Raw genomic sequence first — 18,977 nt, 5'->3', positions numbered from 1 at the left:
ATTGGGATGAACGCAATGAATGGCCTTATGAAAATATCGCTAAACCAACTGCATGCAACATATCTTATATGACCAGTAAAACACCTTTAGATCCGGGTAGTTGGAAGTATCGTGATAATTACTTTAAGAATACTGGCGACGTTAATGTGGGGCCTTTAACAAACAATCACAGTCACCTCTTCAAGTTTAAAGGGAAATATTATTTGGCTTACCATGCCATGTATTTACAGTATTATTTTGGCACTAAGGGTGGTTTTCGTAATGTGGGTATAGAAGAAGTACCAGTGGATGAAGGCAATGACGTGAATATCCCTATGGTCAACGCAACTTTCAAAGGTCCATCGCAACTGAATCCATTAAATCCATTTGTTCTTCAGCAAGCAGAAACCACAGGAGGTACTTCTGGGCAAGTTCAGTTTGAAGCTATTGGGAATGTGGGTAATATGGTTGCCAAAGGAAAAGCAGACAAACAATGTCTGATGGTTAGAGGAGCCGATTTCAGCAAACAGATTCCTTCCAAATTCCAAGCCAGGGTTAAAGGAAAAGGTAAAATAGATGTTTATGTAAATACTCTTAAAGGTACTCCTTTAGTTTCGCTTGTATGTGATGCGAATGACTGGACTACGCTCTCCAATAAAATTGATCTAAAAATAGATAAAGGAGTATACAACATCTATTTTGTATTTAACGGAGAGGGTTTTTTATTTGATGAATGGAAATTCATTTATTAATCATGGCTGCTGGTTTATTGATGCTTTAAGTTAAGGATTCCAGTATTTATTTATCTTACTTTCTAGTTGGTGAAAACACCAACTAGGTTGAAAATTTAAGGATTTTAAATAGAGCCTAATTAAATAAACATACTAAAATAGTAATATGAAAATTTTTCTAAAAAGATCATTGGCAATTTTTCTCCAGACATTCATTTTTGTTTGTCACGTATCAGGGCAGAACCCTATCATACAAACCAAATTCACGGCAGATCCGGCACCAATGGTTTATAAGGATACCGTATTTCTTTATACCGGCCATGATGAAGATGATGCTAAAGAATTCAAAATGCAGGATTGGTTGCTTTATACTTCAACGGACATGGTGAATTGGACAGATAGGGGCAGCGTAGCATCACTTAAGAGTTTTAGCTGGGCAGAGAACCACGGAGCATGGGCTGCTCAGTGCATTGAAAGAAATGGAAAATTTTATTTGTACTGTTCAATACCCTCAAAAGGAATCGGGGTATTGGTTTCCGACAGCCCATACGGACCCTTTACCGATCCAATTGATAAGCCCCTTATTATTACCCTACAAGGTTGGGGTGATATTGATCCAACGGTATTGATCGATGATGATGGACAGGCGTATTTGTATTGGGGTAATCCTGACTTGTTTTATGTAAAGTTGAATGAAGATATGATTTCCTTTTCCGGTGATATAATAAAAGAACCGACCAAACCCGCGAACTACCAAGAAGGTCCGTGGATCTATAAACGTAAAGGCCATTATTATATGGCTTATGCTTCCTCTTGCTGTCCAGAAGGAATGGGATATGCCATGAGCGATTCTCCTGTTGGACCTTGGACATACAAAGGAATGATTATGGATCCCAATGGTACATCATTTGGCAACCATCCCGGTATTATTGATTATAAGGGCAACACTTATGTGTTCGGATTCAATTACGCGTTACTTTGGGCCAAAGTTTTCACCAAACATGAACGGCGTTCGGTTTGTCTCGAGAAGATGAACTTCAACCAAGACGGTACTATTCAGAAACTTCCTCACTGGACGACACAAGGAACTAAACAAATAGAGACTTTAAATCCCTTTAAGCGTAGAGAAGCAGAAACCATTTCCTGGAGCGAAGGGTTGAAGACCCAAAAGGATAGTAAGACTGGAATGTATGTTACAGAAATTAATAATGATGACTACCTTATTGTAAAAGGTGTTGATTTTGGTAAAGGAGCAAATGCGATTGATATGAGCTGTACTTCTTTGGTTGGAGGAAAAATTGAAATTCGTCTTGATAATCAGTATGGTAATATATTGGGCGTGTGCGAAATAAATAATTCCGGTAATACATGGGAAACATTCTCTGCAAAAATTAAGAATACCAAAGGCGTGCACGATTTGTGTTTTGTGTTTAAAGGAGAAAAGGGAGATTTGTTCAATGTAGATTGGTGGAAATTTAGATAAGGTAGAATTGATCGTTTATCGCCTTTGTTGCGTTGTTAGTCTTACAACCAGTAACATTATTTAACACCTTTATTTGTTGAGGATACCCTAGTGAGGGGCAGAAAATTAAGTATTAATAAAAATTATCTTTCATAAGTAAATTAACCAAGCATGTTTAGAAAAAAAGTGCTATTAAGTACGATGGTTGCCATATCCTTTTTGGGATGCGGAGAATTCGTATCAGCTCAGACCAATTCGGATAAACCGAAAGAGATTAAAGAAAACCTGGAAGAAAAGTTCGCAAATGTGTCGCCTAAACTTCTCACCAATAATGCCAATCCATTATTAGATTTTATGTTTACGGCTGACCCTACAGCTGTAGAATACAACGGAAGAATGTATGTGTATGCCACAAATGATCACCAACAGTATGAGCATGTAGGAAAGGATGGGAAAAATTCATACGAGAAAATCCGCACACTGGTGATGATCTCTTCAGATGATATGGTCAACTGGACCTATCATGGCTTCATAGATACAGCAAAGCTGGCGCCATGGAATCAGAATTCTTGGGCACCGTCCATTACATCCAGACTGGAAGCAGATGGTAAGACGCACTTCTATTTGTATTACTCCAATGGCGGTGGTGGAACAGCCATGCTTACTTCTACTTCTCCTGTTGGCCCGTGGACTGATCCATTAGGAAAGAACATAGTGGACCGTTCTGTCCCCGGAGTGGATTGCGATGCTCCATTTGATCCCGGAGTTGTCATTGATAACCAAGGTACAGGCTGGCTGGCTTTTGGAGGGGGAACGCCGAAAACAGATTATATGCCAGGTATTGCCCATATTGTCAAGTTAGGAGCAGATATGATCAGTTTGTCTGGTAATGTAGCTAAGATTCCCGCCCCTTATTTTTTTGAGGCCAGCGAACTTAATTTTATCAATGAAACCTGGGTTTATACCTTTAATACAAGTTGGAAAGAACGTATCCAATGGCCTTATACCAACATTGATAAACCAACCATATGCAATATGTCTTATATGACCAGTAAAACACCTTTAAATCCTGATAGTTGGAAGTATCGTGATAATTACTTTAAGAATGCCGGCGAAGATAATGTAGGGCCTTGGACAAACAATCACACGCACCTGATTAAGTTTAAAGAGAAATATTATCTTACTTACCATGCTATGTATTTACAGGATTATTTTGGCACTAAGGGAGGTTTTCGTAATGTAGGGATTGAAGAGATACAGGTGGATGAAAAGAATGTGAATATCCACATGGGCAAAGCAACTTTTAAAGGTACCTCACAACTTAGCCCATTAAATCCATTTGTTCTTCAGCAGGCAGAAACCACTGGAGGCACTTCGGGGCAAGTCCAGTTTGAAGCTGTTGGGAATCTGGGCAATATGGTTGCCAAAGGAAAAGCAGACAAGCAATGTCTGATGGTTCGAGGAGCTGATTTTAGCAAACAGATTCCTTCCAAATTCCAAGCCAGGGTGAAAGGGAAAGGTAAAATTGATGTTTATGTAAATACTCTTAAAGGTACTCCTCTTGTTTCCCTTATATCTGACGGGAAGCAATGGACTACGCTTTCAAAGAAAATTGCACTGAAAATAGATAAAGGAGTAGGGAACATCTATTTTGTATTTAACGGAGAGGGTTTTTTGTTTGATCAATGGAAATTTATTGATCAATAAATTCATGGTCCTCTAAGGGAGAGTCTTATTTATCCCTACCATGCTTTCTTGTTGGTGATAAAACAAGGAAGAAAAGGTAATAAAGCTTTTTTGAGTTCAGATCATTTGGAATCTGAAAGAAAAAGTAGAATATAATTAAAATGCTTTTGTATTAGTACTATGAACCCATAAACCTATTAAATTATGAAAAAAAATACATGTAATTTAAGAATTTTATTTCTATATCTTATTTTGGTATTTAGCTCGGTTTTAACAAATGCCCAGACTTATACATCGAAGAATGCTCCGATCGGCGGAGGCGGGTTTGTCACAGGGATCGTTACCCATAAAACATCTGGTGATAGGTATTGCCGCACGGATGTGGGCGGAGCTTATCGCTGGGATGAAGCCAACAATAAATGGATTCAATTGTTAGACTGGCTCAATGAGTCGGAAAGTGGATTTATTGGCGTGGATGCTTTAGCGCTTGATCCCCAGAATGCTAATAATATATATATGCTCTGTGGCACCGAGTATATGAAAAACGGAAGAACGGCTATATTGAAATCCACCGACAAAGGAAATACCTTCACCTATACCGATGTCACGGCTAAGTTTAAAACCCATGGAAATGGGAATGGTCGCGGGAACGGAGAACGTCTTGCCGTAGATCCAAAAAACAGTAACATTTTATTCTGTGGAAGCAGGGCTAACGGATTATGGAAAAGTACAGATGCAGGTGTTAGCTGGAACCTTGCATGGAACGCAGTAACTACCACTGGTAATGGTAACGGGATATGTTTTGTTTTGTTTGATCCTTCGGGCAATGTGGTAAACGGAGCCAGTCAAACCATTTACATAGGGGTTTCCCGCACCGGGGGAGGAAACATTTATAAAAGTACAGACGGAGGTGCCAACTTTACAGACATTTCCGCAACCACTGCTTTTATGCCGCATCGGGTTGCTTTACAGGGAACTACCATGTATGCCACCTATGCGGATGGTGCAGGTCCGGCCACCAATGGCGATGGGAAGTTATATAAGCTCAACACTGCTACAGGAGTGTGGACAAATGTTACCCCTGTTAGTTGGAAGGACCATTCATACGGCGGGGTAAGTATAGACCCAACTAATGTTAACAGGGTAATAGTTTCTTCTTGTGGTAGTTATAGTAACAACCAGTACGGTGGTGGTTGGGGAGACTTTATTTTCCTCTCCACCGATGCAGGATCGACCTGGACCCTTAAGAATGGCACTAACGCTACTTATAACAATAATGGCATGGCATGGACAGGTGATGGCGCGGTTAACTGGATGGACTGTATCGAGTTTGACCAATCCAATCCTTCAAAAGTACGGGTAATAGGAGGCGGAGGCGTATATACCTGTTCGGATATTGCCGCTACGAATCCTTCTTGGAAGTGTGATGTGATTGGAATTGAAGAGACCGCATTCCTAGACGGGATAAGTATACCCGGAGGGCCGTTTATTTCCTCTTTCGGAGACGTATGTGGCTTTGTACATGATCCGTTGACTTCTTTTCCATCAGCAAAACTTTCTCCTACAGATGGGAATAACCAGAGCATTGCTTATGCTGCTGGCAACACAAATAAAGTAGTAAGAGCCTCTAGTGGGGGAAGCGTTATTTACTATTCTACCAACAAGGGGGCTACATGGACGGCTTCGGCTACTAATATGGGACCACATGGAAGGGTAGGTATCAGCGCCGATGGAGGTACGATTCTGCACCGCCCTGGAGATGGTTCCACAACTACCTACTACACGACCAATAATGGAGCAAGCTGGTCGGCTTGTTCAGGTGTATCGTCTCCAGACGCTGTTCCTGTGGCCGACCAGGTAAACTCAAATTACTTCTATATCTATAATCCAATTAACGGGCAGATGCTTTCAAGTTCCAATAAGGGGGTCAGTTTTTCAGTAGCAGGTACTCCTGGTACCAATACATTTGAGCCTTGGGTAGCAACAACTTTGATCCGCTCAGTACCCGGCTTGGAAGGACACATTTGGGTGCCTCTTGGTGGCAATGGTTTAAAATATTCTACCGACCACGGAGCGACTTATACTACTCTTTCCAATGTCTCTTATTGCACAACGGTTGGGATAGGAAAGACAATGGCCGGAGCAAGCTATCCTACTATTTTCATTTGGGGAACCGTGTCAGGCATTACGGGCCTTTTCAGGTCAGCTAACCAGGGTGCTACGTGGATCAGAATCAATGATGATACCCATCAGTTTGGAGGAACACCATTGCTGATCGGAGACATGAATGTTGATGGAAGAGTATATATGGGCGCTGCCGGAGGAAGAGGTTTAATTTATTGGGATTCTACAGAACCTTCTGTTTCCTACGTTACTTTAGCCAATAGAGGTACCAATTTGTTGATGGATGGGATGTACAGGTCCGCCAATGGTTCCAATGCAGGACAATATGCTAACAGCGGTGCAACGGCGCAACAATGGTCAATTGAACCGGTTGGAAATTATGTACTGTTAAAGAATCGTGCTACAAACCTATACCTTGATGGCATGTATAGAAATACCAATGGTTCCCTTGCAGGACAATATAGTTATAGTGGCAGTGATGCACAATATTGGACACGCGAAACTACAGGAAGTTATGTGAAGTTTAAGAATAAAGTTTCAGGACTGTATCTCGATGGAATGGGTACTACTACCAACGGTGCTGATTTATTTCAATGGGGCCAGAGTAGCAGTTTTAATCAGGAATGGTCAATAAATATAGTAGGAACTCAAAGTTTAAATATTAATTCGGTGTCTAAAGGTGCTATTTCAGAAGAGTCAAACTTTTCAATAGCGTTTTTTCCAAATCCATTTAGTACTAATTTTAAGGTTGAGGCTGCAAAATCAAGTGAGCCAATTCGTGTAAGTATTTTTGATGTTGCAGGAAAAAAAGTACAAGAAGCAGAATCCTCTACTGAATCAGGACAATTGTTAATGGGGTCTTCATTACAGCCCGGATTATATCTAGTGAAAGTTGAAGGAGTAAACTCAAATTTATCAAAATCCTTTAAGATTATTAAAAAATAGATCTGCTTTAAAAAAATTATAAATATAAAAGAATATTAAGGTATATGAAAAGGAGCCGGTTTATAGTAGTTTGTATCCTGTTTTTACAGTTTTTGGCAGCTCAGCAAAAGTATTTATTGCCTATCAGGGAGGGTAATGAAGGGGTTGCTGCAGGAAAGTTTGCGCCGACCTGGCAATCACTGCAGCAATATAAAACTCCGCAATGGTTCCAAAATGCCAAATTTGGGATATGGGCTCACTGGGGACCTCAGTGTCAGCCAGAGCAGGGAGACTGGTTTGGGAGGCACATGTATAATGAAGGCAGTGACCAGTATAAATGGTTTGTAGAACATTACGGACATCCATCCAAAATTGGGTTCAAAGAAGTTATTAATGATTGGAAAGCCCAAAATTGGGATCCAGAAAAATTGGTAGCACTTTATAAACGAGCAGGCGCCCAGTATTTCTTTGCCATGGCCAATCATCATGATAATCTGGATTTGTGGGATAGTAAATACCAAGAGTGGAACTCGGTTCGTGTGGGGCCAAAGAAAGATATTTTAACTGGTTGGTCAAAAGCAGCCAAAAAATATAATCTTCCATTCGGACTTAGTATACATGCTTCGCATACATGGACTTGGTTTGAAACATCACAACGAGCAGATGTAAACGGAGCATTGGCAGGAGTTCCATACGATGGAAAATTGACCCAAGGCGATGGTAAAGGAACATGGTGGGAAGGACTTGATCCGCAGGAGCTTTATGCACAAAACCATCCTTTAAGCACAAAAAGCGATAAAGATATATTTGCCTTGTGGGGTCAGTGGGATTGGGGCAACGGTGCCTCAATACCTTCACAGGCTTATTGTGAAAAATTCTATAATCGCACCATAGATCTTATCAATAAGTATAATCCAGATTTACTTTATTTTGATGATAGTGTATTGCCTCTCTATCCTGTAAGCGATGCAGGATTAAAAATTGCAGCAGATTTCTATAATCATAATATGGCAACCCATAATGACAAGTTGCAGGCAGTATTGTTTGGTAAAATGCTGAATGATGAACAAAAAAAAAGCATGGTATGGGATGTAGAGAGAGGTGCGCCAGATAAAATCGAAGATTTGCCATGGCAAACCTGTACCTGTATAGGAGACTGGCATTACAGTAAATCGGTTTATGAAAATAATGGTTACAAATCTGCAGCTACTGTAATCTGCATGTTGATTGACATTGTTAGCAAGAATGGGAATCTGCTACTTAATATTCCTGTTAAGGGAGACGGTACGATTGATGATAAGGAAGTTGCAATTCTTGAAGAAATAGCAGCCTGGATGGATGTGAATAAAGAAAGCATTTTTGATACACGTCCATGGAAATTCTATGGTGAAGGACCGGTTTCAGATGCTGTAAAACCTGGAGAATACAAAAGTTTTAATGAAGGAAAAGTAAAATTTTCGGCAAATGACATCCGCTACAATCAAAAAAGAGACATCCTTTACGCAACTTTTTTAGGAGTGCCTTCAAATAATATGAGCTTGAAATTGCTTGGTAAGAATAAAGAAAATGGTAAAATTAAGAGTATCGAAATACTTGGAAGCAAGGAGAAACTCTCATGGAAGCAATATGCCGATTCATTGGTAATTATAAAACCAAAAGTTATCCCCAATGATATTGCAGTAGTGCTTAAAATAAAAAAATAGATATAGACTAATTTAAAAGACGAATATTTCAAAAAAAATGTTTTTTAATAACTAGGATGATATAGAGATAAATGTCTATACCTGAAACTATTTTGTCCTAGATGTTTTAAACAAATTATTACTTATTTCTAATCAATATTTTATAAACTTAAAAAAAAACAAATTATCATGAAAAAAATCACACTATTATTTTTTGCTCTAACGGGGATCTTAGCCAATGCACAGCAAACTCTGTATGCCGAAAATTTTGAATCAAATGTTGCTGTCGCTGGTGATGGTTATATGTATACATTTAAACCATCTACAAAGGCAGGGACATGGAGTGGTGGAATAGATCTAAAAACTACTGGCGATGCCAATATAAATTTGCGCCAAGGGTGGGGTGAGCAATATAATTTGAAAATAGAATCTAAAGGCGCTGCTGTTACCATACCTAATATCAATGTGGCTGGTTTTACAAATTTAAACCTCTCTTATGAACTTGTTGTTGAAGATGCAGGAGATGCTGTAGCACCAAAAATTGAAGCAAGTCTTGATGGTGGTGCTTCTTGGGTAGCGCTACCTACAGTTGCTAGTGGTGGAGGATGGTCTAAAGAAACAAAATTGGTTGCTTTGCCTTCAGGAAATTATAAAACAGTAAGCCTTAGAATAAATCCTAATTCTTTGATTTCTAATGCTGTAATGTTTGATAATTTTGTAATTACTGGAAAGAAGCTGTAAGCGTGGTGACTAAATAGAGATGGTTTAAAAAAAATAATTGAATTTTTTATATGGAGCCAGCGTTAAAATGCTGCTGGCTCCATTTCATATAAGATTTATTATTTAAATAGCCTGATAACAAGAATCTGAAAACAACAAACAAATACTATCTTTTAATCAATAAAATAACAATTGTAAAAAATGCAAATTTCATTTAAACGTTACTGCAAAACCATGGAGTTGCTTAACGAGCCTATTCTAATCGAAGCTTATAAAAAGGCCCATGCCAAAGGGGCAGCATGGCCAGAAATAACTCAAGGAATGAAGGAGGTCGGGATTATCGATATGGAAATCTATCTTCTTGGAACAAAACTTTTCATGATTATGGACACCACAGCAGATTTTGACCATGACAAAGCGATGATAGAATTAGCGCTAAAGCCACGTCAAAGTGAATGGGAAGCGCATATGTCCCAATTTCAGAACAGCTCTGCTGAGGCAAGCGCCGATCAAAAATGGAAATTGATGGATCGCATTTATAAAATGGATTGATAATTTAAAGATGCTTAACAGGAGATTAATAAATGTTGGTAGTAATTTATTTTATAGAAGCACAGTATCAAAGCCAATGGCGCAAATAAGAATTGGATTGTGTCCTATAGAAGATCTATACTAACATTAAAAAAAGTATAAACAAGTAAAAAAAGTATTTCTTTATGAAAATCATTTCTTTGAGAGTAATTTTTCTTTTGTGCAGTTTTACGGTAGTGGCACAAGATAAAATAGTGGTAGTTAATACCAACAATGAGCCCATTGCTTCTGGCAAGTTTGAGCCAACATGGCAATCTCTTAGCCAATATAAAGTTCCAGATTGGTTTCGCAATGCAAAGTTTGGAATCTGGGCACATTGGGGACCACAGTGTCAGCCTGAACAGGGCGACTGGTATGCACGTGGCATGTATGAAGAAGGTTCTGATTACTATAAATGGCATGTGCAACATTATGGTCACCCTTCTAAAGTAGGTTTTAAAGATGTAATCCAAGACTGGAAAGCCCAGAATTGGGATCCTGAAAAATTGGTAAAGTTATACAAACGTGCGGGCGCCCAATATTTCTTTGCGATGGCCAATCACCACGACAACCTTGATTTATGGGACAGCAAGTACCAAGAATGGAATTCTGTTCGTGTTGGTCCTAAAAAGGATATTATAAATGGTTGGTCAAGAGCCGCTAAAAAAGAGGGGCTTCCTTTTGGATTGAGTGTACATGCTGCCCATGCATGGATGTGGTACGAAACGGCACAGGGCGCCGATAAATCTGGAGAGTTTAGCGGTATTCCATACGATGGAAAACTTACAAAAGCAGCTGGAAAAGGCACTTGGTGGGAAGGATTGGATCCTCAGGAATTGTATGCACAAAATCATGAACCAAGCAAAGGAAAGGGATGGAATTGGGAATGGCAAGATAAAAGCTCATGGCCTTCCCAAGCGTACTGTGAAAATTTTTATAACCGCACTATGGATCTCATTAATTTGTATAACCCCGACCTGCTCTATTTTGATGATACAGCACTCCCATTATATCCGGCTAGCGATGCTGGTTTAAAAATAGCTGCTCATTACTACAACCATAATATGGCAACCCACAAAGGAAAGCTTGAAGCGGTTTTGTTTGGTAAAATACTTTCAGATAAACAAAAGCAATGTATGGTGTGGGATGTAGAACGCGGAGCTCCTGACAAACCACAAGAAAAAGCATGGCAAACCTGCACTTGTATTGGAGATTGGCATTATAACAGAAAGGTGTATGATGAGAATCGTTATAAATCGGCTGCAAGTGTGATTTGTGCTTTAGTTGATATTGTCAGTAAAAATGGAAATTTATTACTTAACATTCCTGTGCGTGGAGATGGTACAATTGATGAGAAAGAAGTCGCTGTTCTTGAAGGTATTGCAGCCTGGATGGACATAAACAAAGAAAGCATCTTTGAGACCCGTCCTTGGAAACTGTACGGTGAAGGACCAGCTGTTGATTTATCGAACCCTATTAATAGCCAGGGATTTAATGAAGGAAAAATACAATACTCAGCAAAAGATATTCGATACAATCAGAAAGGAAATATATTGTATGCCACGGTGATGGGTAAACCTACAGAAAATATTTCATTGAAGTCTTTAGCAAAGAAAGAAGCAACAGGAAAAATCAAAAAAATTGAACTTCTTGGCAGTAAAGAAAAAATTTCTTGGAAACAAGTAGCAGATTCATTGATAATTATAAAACCAAAATCTATTCCGAATAATATTGCGATTGTTTTTAAAATAGCTATGAAGTAATTGTTTCTAATTTAGAATCATAGTTTCAATATTGTATAATTTTCTGTTATTCAATTTTCAATATGAAAAATAAAATAAAATATATTGGATGGTTTTTATTTGCTTGTCAGACGGTTTTTAGCCAATCGTTCCTAGATAAGGTAAAGCAGCCCATTGCATTTTTAAATAAAGATGTTGTTTTGTCTGAATCCTGGGTAAAGCAGCGGGAGACGGTCAATACAAAGTATATTTATCAGTTTGATGCAGAGAGGCTACTACACAATTTTAGGATAAATGCCGGAATTGAATCAAAAGCGAAACCCTTAGAAGGCTGGGAGTCACCTAAGGTGGGATTGCGAGGGCATTTTGTGGGGCATTATTTGTCGGCTTGTGCTTCTTTAATTGAAAAAACAGGCGATACTTTGCTTCAAAAACGCGTAAAATATATGGTTGATGTGCTTGAAGAATGTCAGCAAAAACTTGGTGGAAAATACCTGGGCGCATTCCCCGAAAATGATTTTACTACATTGGAAACACAATTTAGCGGAGTTTGGGCTCCGTACTATACCTATCATAAAATGATGCAGGGAATGCTCGATGTTTATAAAGTAACCCAAAATAAAAAAGCCTATGCAATAGTTGTTAATATGGCTGCTTATGTAAAAGAGCGTATGGATAAACTTTCGCCTGATACTATTGAAAAAATGCTCTATACTCCTCAGGCAAATCCTGCAAATGAAGCGGGTGGGATGAATGATGTATTACAGAATTTGTTTGAAATTTCTAAAGATTCAACTCATTACAAATTGGCTTGTCTTTTTGATCGTAAATGGTTCAGCCAGCCATTGTATGAGGGGAATGATATTTTGTCTGGTTTGCATTCTAATACTCATTTGCCTTTGATAATTGGGTTTGCCAAACGGTATGAAAATACCCAAGACAGCTATTATCGTGATGTTGTTTCTCATTTTTGGGATATGTTGGAATATCATCATTCTTATGTGAATGGTTCTAGCAGTGGTCCAAGGCCTGTTGCTGCCACTCCAACGGCTCAAAGTTCAGAACATTGGGGAAAACCAGATTGTTTAAGTACAACTCTTACTGACAGAACATCTGAGTCATGCGTTTCACATAACACTCAAAAAATTACCGCTACATTGTTTCGTTGGACTGCCCAACCCCAATACGCAGATGTATATATGAATACACTTTATAATTCTGTTTTTGCACTGCAAAATGCCCAAAGTGGATGGAATGTTTATTCTTTGCCATTGGGTTCTCCCAATAAGAAGAGCTTTGCCAGTCCCAATGAGTTTTTTTGTTGTAACGGAACTACCATTGAGGCGTTTACCAACTTAAATGCTAATATTTATTTTCATAACGATGATAACCTTTGGGTCAATTTGTATGTTCCTTCCACTGTAAAATGGAAATCTAAAGGGATTACTTTGTCACAATGGTCTGATTTTCCAGGTAATTCTATTGTAAAGTTTAACATAACGGCTAATAAAACCACGCCATTTGCCTTGAAATTATTTATCCCATCTTGGGCTGACAAGCAAACTCAGGTTTTGGTAAATGGAGAACCCATTACAACTAATATAACTCCGATGTCTTATTTTATAATTGACAGAAAGTGGAAAAACTCAGATAAGATAGAAATACGTTTTAATTATCATTTTAATTTAAAAAAAATGCCTGATAATCCAAATGTTGTTGCACTGTTTTACGGACCGGTTTTATTAGCATTTCAAGTTAATGAAGAAGCCATATTAAAGGGAAATGAGACAGATATTTTGAAAAATATCTCTAAAAGAGAGAATTCGATCTTATTTACCTTGAAAAATAATGGAAAAGAATATACGCTTCTGCCTTTTTACAAAGTAACTAATGAGTCCTATGGAGTGTATGCAACTATCCGAAATGAGTATTAGGGATTAACCTTTCTTGTACCTGATAGCTGAAAAGAAAAAAACAGCTTTCTCTATAAAAACTCACAGGTTTTTAATCTCGATGTGATGTATTGTTTAACAATAAACTCAAAAATATGAAGAGGATAAATGTTTTGATTTTTACTGTGGTAAGCTTATTTGTTTTCAATACGGGAGCTTTTGCACAAGACCATAATTTTTACATCTTTATCTGTTTTGGACAATCAAACATGCAAGGAGCAGCTCCAATTCAGAGTCAGGACAAGACAATAAATAACCGCTTCAAAGTGTTTCAGGCGCAGGATTGTCCAACCTTGAATAGAAAAAAGGCAGAATGGAGTCCTGCTGTTCCGCCCACTTGCCAATGTAATTCAGGTTTATCGCCTGCAGACTATTTTGGAAGAACTTTAGTTGCCAATCTCCCGGATAATATTACGGTTGGAATTATTAATGTTTCTGTTGCTGGCTGTGACATTAGGCTGTTCGATAAAGATATTTACAAGGATTTCGATTCGACCTACAAGGATAAATGGTTTACCTCGCTTGTAGCATCTTATGATTCGAATCCTTATCAATATCTTGTTGGTTTGGCCAAATTGGCTCAAAAAGACGGCGTTGTTAAAGGAATCCTTTTACATCAGGGCGAGACGAATGCGGGAGAAAAACAATGGACATCGTATGTAAAGAAAATTTACGACGATATGTTGAGCGACCTTTCATTAAATGCCGATTCTGTTCCACTTTTGGCAGGCGAGTTATTATCTGCCGATGGCAATTGTTGTTCAAAAATGAATCCTATTATACGGACCTTGCCCGATACTATTCCATCGGCACATATCATTTCCTCGCAGGGGTGTACCGGATTTGATAATGCTCATTTTGATTCCAATGGTTACAGGGAATTAGGCAGGCGATATGGTCTTGAAATGCTTGCTCTATTGGGATACGAAGTCAAATACCCAAGGAATGAAGGGGGATTTGCAGATAAGTAATTATTATGAGAGATAAAAAATGTTTTGAAGAGGTGGATATGTTGTGTTGCTAACATCGAAAAAATAAAAACTATTAACCTAATTAAAATAAAAATGAAATATAAATTCACCTTGGTTTTGGCAATTGTCTTTAGCATTATAAATGCACAAAGAGCCCCAAAAAAATATCATCAATGGGCGTCCTCACCGCCTCTTGGATGGAACAGTTGGGATTGTTTTGGAACAACTGTTACCGAAGAGCAAATAAAACAGCAGGCAGATGCAATGGCAAAATACCTTTTACCAAGCGGATACAACTATTTGACAGTTGATATTCAGTGGTATGAGTCTGAATCAAAAGGACATGCTTATGATCCTAAAGCGATACTTACCATGGATGAATATGGCCGCTTAACTCCGGGTCTGAAAAAATTCCCTTCGGCCGCAGATGGAAAAGGGTTCAAGCACCTTGCGGACTATGTGCACTCTAAAGGACTTAAGTTCGGTATTCATATTATGCGTGGAATTCCTCGTCAGGCTGTGGAAAAAAATACCCCAGTACTCGCAACAAAGCTAAAAGCTCAGGATATTGCCATTAAAAGCTCTACCTGTGGATGGAATCCTGATATGTACGGGGTTAATGCTAATAGGCCTGAGGGTCAGGCTTACTATAATTCCATTGTGCAAATGTATGCCGACTGGGGAGTGGATTTTATCAAATGCGACGATATTTCACGACCTTATGATGATGTGCAAAAGGCAGAAGTTGAGGCGCTCCGCAAAGCAATAGACAAAACCGGCCGACACATTCTGCTAAGTTTATCGCCTGGAGCAACGCCTGTTAAAATGGGGGAACATGTTATGAATCATGCCAATATGTGGCGTATCACAGACGATTTTTGGGATAGATGGGGATTGTTGCAAGCCATGTTTGAGCGACTGGATGTTTGGACACCCTTTCGTGGATTCGGCCATTTTCCGGATGCCGATATGCTACCCATTGGAATTGTTGAATTCAATCGCCCAACTAATTTTACTAAAAACGAACAATATACACTTATGAGCCTTTGGGCTATTGGTCGTTCCCCGCTTATTTTTGGTGGAGACATGACCAAGCTCGACGATTCTACCAAGGAATTGCTCACCAATGCCGAAATGCTTAAAGTAAATCAACACAGCATAAATAACCGTCAGGTGTCGCGTGAAAAGAATCTGATTGTCTGGACAGCCGATGTTCCTGATAGCAAAGACAAGTATGTGGCTCTATTCAACGCGCAAAGCAAGGGAGAGAATCTTGATTTCAACAATGCCGATTATCTCAGTCCAATAATTGCCGGTAAAGGAAGCTCGCAAAAGATAGAAGTATCGGTAAAAGAGGGTAAAAAACTTGTTCTCTTTGTCAAAGATGGCGGCAACGGGTTTGATTGGGATCATATTGTGTGGGTAGATCCTGTACTTCACGGTTCCAAAGGCGATTTAAAACTCACTGACCTCAAATGGCAGAGCGCGACCTCGGGATGGGGAGAAGCGAATGTCAATCGTACCTGCGACAATAACCCAATTGTTATAAATAATGAAACACGTGAGGGAATTGGTGCTCATGGGGAGTCTGTGATTGTTTATCAATTGCCTGAAGGATATGATTCTTTTACAGCAACTGGTTATGTAACACAGGAAATAGGCTCAGTGAATTTTGGAGTTTTGGTTGATAAAGGAACACTGAATTTTCCAGATAAGGCCAGTGTAAAAGTAAACTTTGAGCACATTGATATAAAAGGAAAAGTAAAAGTGCGCGATTTGTGGAATCACAAAGATCTGGGAACCTTTAATGGGAGCTTTGAACGCGAATTGCCACAACATGGGGCAGGACTGTATCGCATAACTCCTTTGCGTTAAGATAATAATTTTCTGCAAAGTGTTGTAAAGCCTTTGTTATAATTAGGCAATAGCATATCCATAAAGGAATACTATATCCAATAATTCAATTTGAAATAAACACAACAAAATGAAGAACTTAGATTCACATAAAAAGCAATATCTCCCAAAACAGCTAGTATTCGTATTTATACTATTTATAGGCTTTCTTTCAGGATATGCACAAAATAGAACCGAAAGAAAACAATTATTTGATTATAACTGGAAATTCTTTTTAGGCGATGCTCCTGAGGCAAGAGCAAATGATTTCAATGATTCGGGCTGGCGTAATCTTGATTTGCCTCACGATTGGAGTATCGAAGGGAAAACTCATCCTAAAAATACCACTGGGGGAGGTGGAGGCTATTTTCCTTCAGGAATTGGCTGGTATCGTAAAACCTTTCAGATATCTGATGAAATGAAAGCGAAAAAAATAGCGATCTATTTTGAAGGTGTTTACATGAATTCTGAAGTTTTCATCAACGGAAAATCGCTGGGTATTTATCCTTATGGCTATTCATCATTCAGTTACGATCTTACAGCATATTTGATTTTTGGAAAAGAAAATGTTATTGCCGTACGTGTCGATAATTCACAGCAAATGAACAGCCGATGGTACAGTGGATCGGGTATTTATCGCCATGTCTGGATGATGATTAGAGATCCTTTACATGTTACAAATTGGGGTGTTGCTATTTCAACTCCCGTGGTATCTTCAAAAAAAGCAGTTGTAGTGGTAAAAACCAAGGTAAAAAATGAAACAGAATTTGCTCAGAGTATTATTGTAAAGACAGTTCTTTCCAATAACACTTTAAAAAATGTTGGAAATGGCCAGATGCAAATAGAGCTTCAGGCGCATAAAGAGAAAGAATTAACTCAGACTATATCAGTATCGAATCCTAAGCTTTGGACACCTGGAATTCCTTTTTTATATCAGGCTCAGATTCAGATCATAAAAGATAGAAAAGTGATTGATGAAACCAAGACTAATTTTGGTATCCGTTCTATAAAATTTACCGTCGAAAATGGATTTCAGTTAAACGGAAAAACAATAAAAATAAACGGTGGTTGTGTGCATCATGATAATGGCTGCTTAGGAGCTGCTGCTTTTGATCGTGCCGAAGAACGTAAAGTTGAATTGCTTAAAGCCGGTGGTTTCAATGCAGTGAGAACTTCTCATAATCCACCTTCTGAAGCATTTCTTGACGCTTGCGATAGATTAGGTTTACTGGTAATGGATGAATCTTTTGACTGCTGGAAGATTGGAAAAAACAGTAACGATTATGCAAAATATTTCCAACAATGGTGGAAAAAAGATTTACAGGCAATGGTTTTGAGAGATCAAAACCATCCATCTATTGTTATGTGGAGCATAGGTAACGAAATTGTAGAGCGAGGAAAACCTGAGGCTATTGAAACAGCTAGAATGCTTTTGGAGGAAGTAAAAAAAATAGACACAACAAGGCCTGTAACTTCTGCAGTTGTGAATTTAGACAAATGGGAGAACTTAGATTCTTTGATAAATGTACACAATGTTGCTGGATATAATTACAATCTGAATAGTGCTCCAGATGATCATAAAAGAGTGCCTTCGCGCATTATAGTTCAAACTGAATCCTATCCCAAAGATGCTTTTAACAATTGGAAACTGGTACAGGAAAACAATTATGTAATTGGAGATTTCGTTTGGACAGCCATGGATTATTTGGGAGAATCGGGAATTGGACGCTGGTATTATTCGGGCGATGTACCTGGAGAACACTGGGAACATGATTTCTTTCCTTATCATGGCGCTTATTGCGGTGATATAGATTTGCTTGGTTGGAGAAAACCCATTTCTCATTACCGTAGTATGTTGTACAATAATAACGAAAAACTCTATATGGCGGTTCGTGAACCAGCTCCGGAACCTTTAGAAATAAAAGAAACATGGTGGTCAGTATGGCCAACGTGGGAAAGCTGGACATGGCCTTTTTTTGATGGAAAAAAGATTCAGGTTGAAGTATATTCAAAATATCCAAAAGTAAGGTTATACCTTAATGAGAAACTGGTTGGTGAACAAAAAACGAGTGAAGAGGAGCAATTTAAGGCTACTTTTTCAATCCCATATTCTCCGGGTGTGCTTAAAGCTGTTGGAGTAGAAAATGATAAAGAAATAGTATCAACGATTTTGCAAACTGCCGGTGAGGCTGCAAAAATAAAACTTACAGCCGATAGAAAGGAAATACTGGCAAACGGTCAGGACTTGTCCTATATAACAATTGAAATAACAGATAAGGATGGAATATTCCAGCCGAATGCAACCAACCGTCTGGATTTTAAAATTGAAGGACCAGGAGTTATTCTAGGAGTAGATAATGCTGATATGAAAGATACCGAACAATATGTTGGCAATACACGTAAAGCTTGGCACGGACGGGCTTTGGTGGTGATAAAAAGCAGTCATGAGCCAGGTGAAATTAAATTATCGGTAACCTCTAATGGATTAGAAGCAAAAAGTAAAGTCATTGAATCAAAGCACAATAATTAATATATGAGAGT

At 38.6% G+C, this 18,977-nt stretch carries 11 protein-coding genes and 1 pseudogene; all 12 read left to right on the top strand.

The genetic code is table 11. From position 1 onward, the window contains the following. Positions 1–731, top strand: a pseudogene (locus tag IRZ78_RS23635) (beta-xylosidase); the annotation flags it as partial. A gap of 145 nt (positions 732–876) precedes the next feature. Further along, positions 877–2,193: a glycoside hydrolase family 43 protein gene (locus IRZ78_RS23630; protein ID WP_194619579.1), complete on the top strand. Its 1,317-nt coding sequence runs from the start codon at positions 877–879 to the stop codon at positions 2,191–2,193. 150 nt (positions 2,194–2,343) lie between these two features. Next, the gene (locus IRZ78_RS23625; protein WP_194619577.1) at positions 2,344–3,879 is read left to right on the top strand and encodes a glycoside hydrolase family 43 protein; all 1,536 of its coding nucleotides are present in this window, start codon (positions 2,344–2,346) and stop codon (positions 3,877–3,879) included. A 495-nt stretch (positions 3,880–4,374) separates the two neighbouring features. Further along, positions 4,375–6,927 (top strand): RICIN domain-containing protein, encoded by a 2,553-nt coding sequence (locus IRZ78_RS23620; RefSeq protein ID WP_228520598.1) that lies wholly within the window; start codon positions 4,375–4,377, stop codon positions 6,925–6,927. Between the two features lie 44 nt (positions 6,928–6,971). Next, the gene (locus tag IRZ78_RS23615) at positions 6,972–8,609 is read left to right on the top strand and encodes an alpha-L-fucosidase (RefSeq protein WP_194619573.1); all 1,638 of its coding nucleotides are present in this window, start codon (positions 6,972–6,974) and stop codon (positions 8,607–8,609) included. Between the two features lie 168 nt (positions 8,610–8,777). Continuing rightward, entirely contained in the window at positions 8,778–9,329 is a 552-nt protein-coding gene (locus IRZ78_RS23610; protein WP_194619571.1) for a hypothetical protein, read from the top strand. Between the two features lie 180 nt (positions 9,330–9,509). Next, a complete protein-coding gene (locus IRZ78_RS23605) occupies positions 9,510–9,860 on the top strand; it encodes an L-rhamnose mutarotase (protein ID WP_194619569.1) in 351 nt (116 codons plus the stop codon). 164 nt (positions 9,861–10,024) lie between these two features. Continuing rightward, entirely contained in the window at positions 10,025–11,641 is a 1,617-nt protein-coding gene (locus IRZ78_RS23600) for an alpha-L-fucosidase (RefSeq protein WP_194619567.1), read from the top strand. 62 nt (positions 11,642–11,703) lie between these two features. Further along, positions 11,704–13,554 carry a beta-L-arabinofuranosidase domain-containing protein gene (locus IRZ78_RS23595; RefSeq protein ID WP_194619565.1) on the top strand — a complete coding sequence of 617 codons (1,851 nt, stop codon included), beginning with the start codon at positions 11,704–11,706 and terminating at the stop codon, positions 13,552–13,554. A 113-nt stretch (positions 13,555–13,667) separates the two neighbouring features. Next, positions 13,668–14,543 (top strand): sialate O-acetylesterase, encoded by an 876-nt coding sequence (locus tag IRZ78_RS23590; protein ID WP_194619563.1) that lies wholly within the window; start codon positions 13,668–13,670, stop codon positions 14,541–14,543. A 93-nt stretch (positions 14,544–14,636) separates the two neighbouring features. Beyond that, a complete protein-coding gene (locus IRZ78_RS23585) occupies positions 14,637–16,418 on the top strand; it encodes an NPCBM/NEW2 domain-containing protein (protein ID WP_194619562.1) in 1,782 nt (593 codons plus the stop codon). Between the two features lie 109 nt (positions 16,419–16,527). After that, on the top strand, positions 16,528–18,966 hold the full coding sequence (locus tag IRZ78_RS23580; protein ID WP_194619560.1) for a glycoside hydrolase family 2 TIM barrel-domain containing protein: 2,439 nt from the start codon (positions 16,528–16,530) through the stop codon (positions 18,964–18,966). The last annotated feature ends 11 nt before the right edge of the window (positions 18,967–18,977 follow it).

The sequence above is a fragment of the Flavobacterium sp. CSZ genome, from assembly GCF_015350725.1.
In the GTDB taxonomy this organism is placed as follows: Bacteria; Bacteroidota; Bacteroidia; order Flavobacteriales; family Flavobacteriaceae; genus Flavobacterium.
Note: the sequence above shows the minus strand (reverse complement) of the source record. Positions and strands in the feature narration are given on the sequence as shown.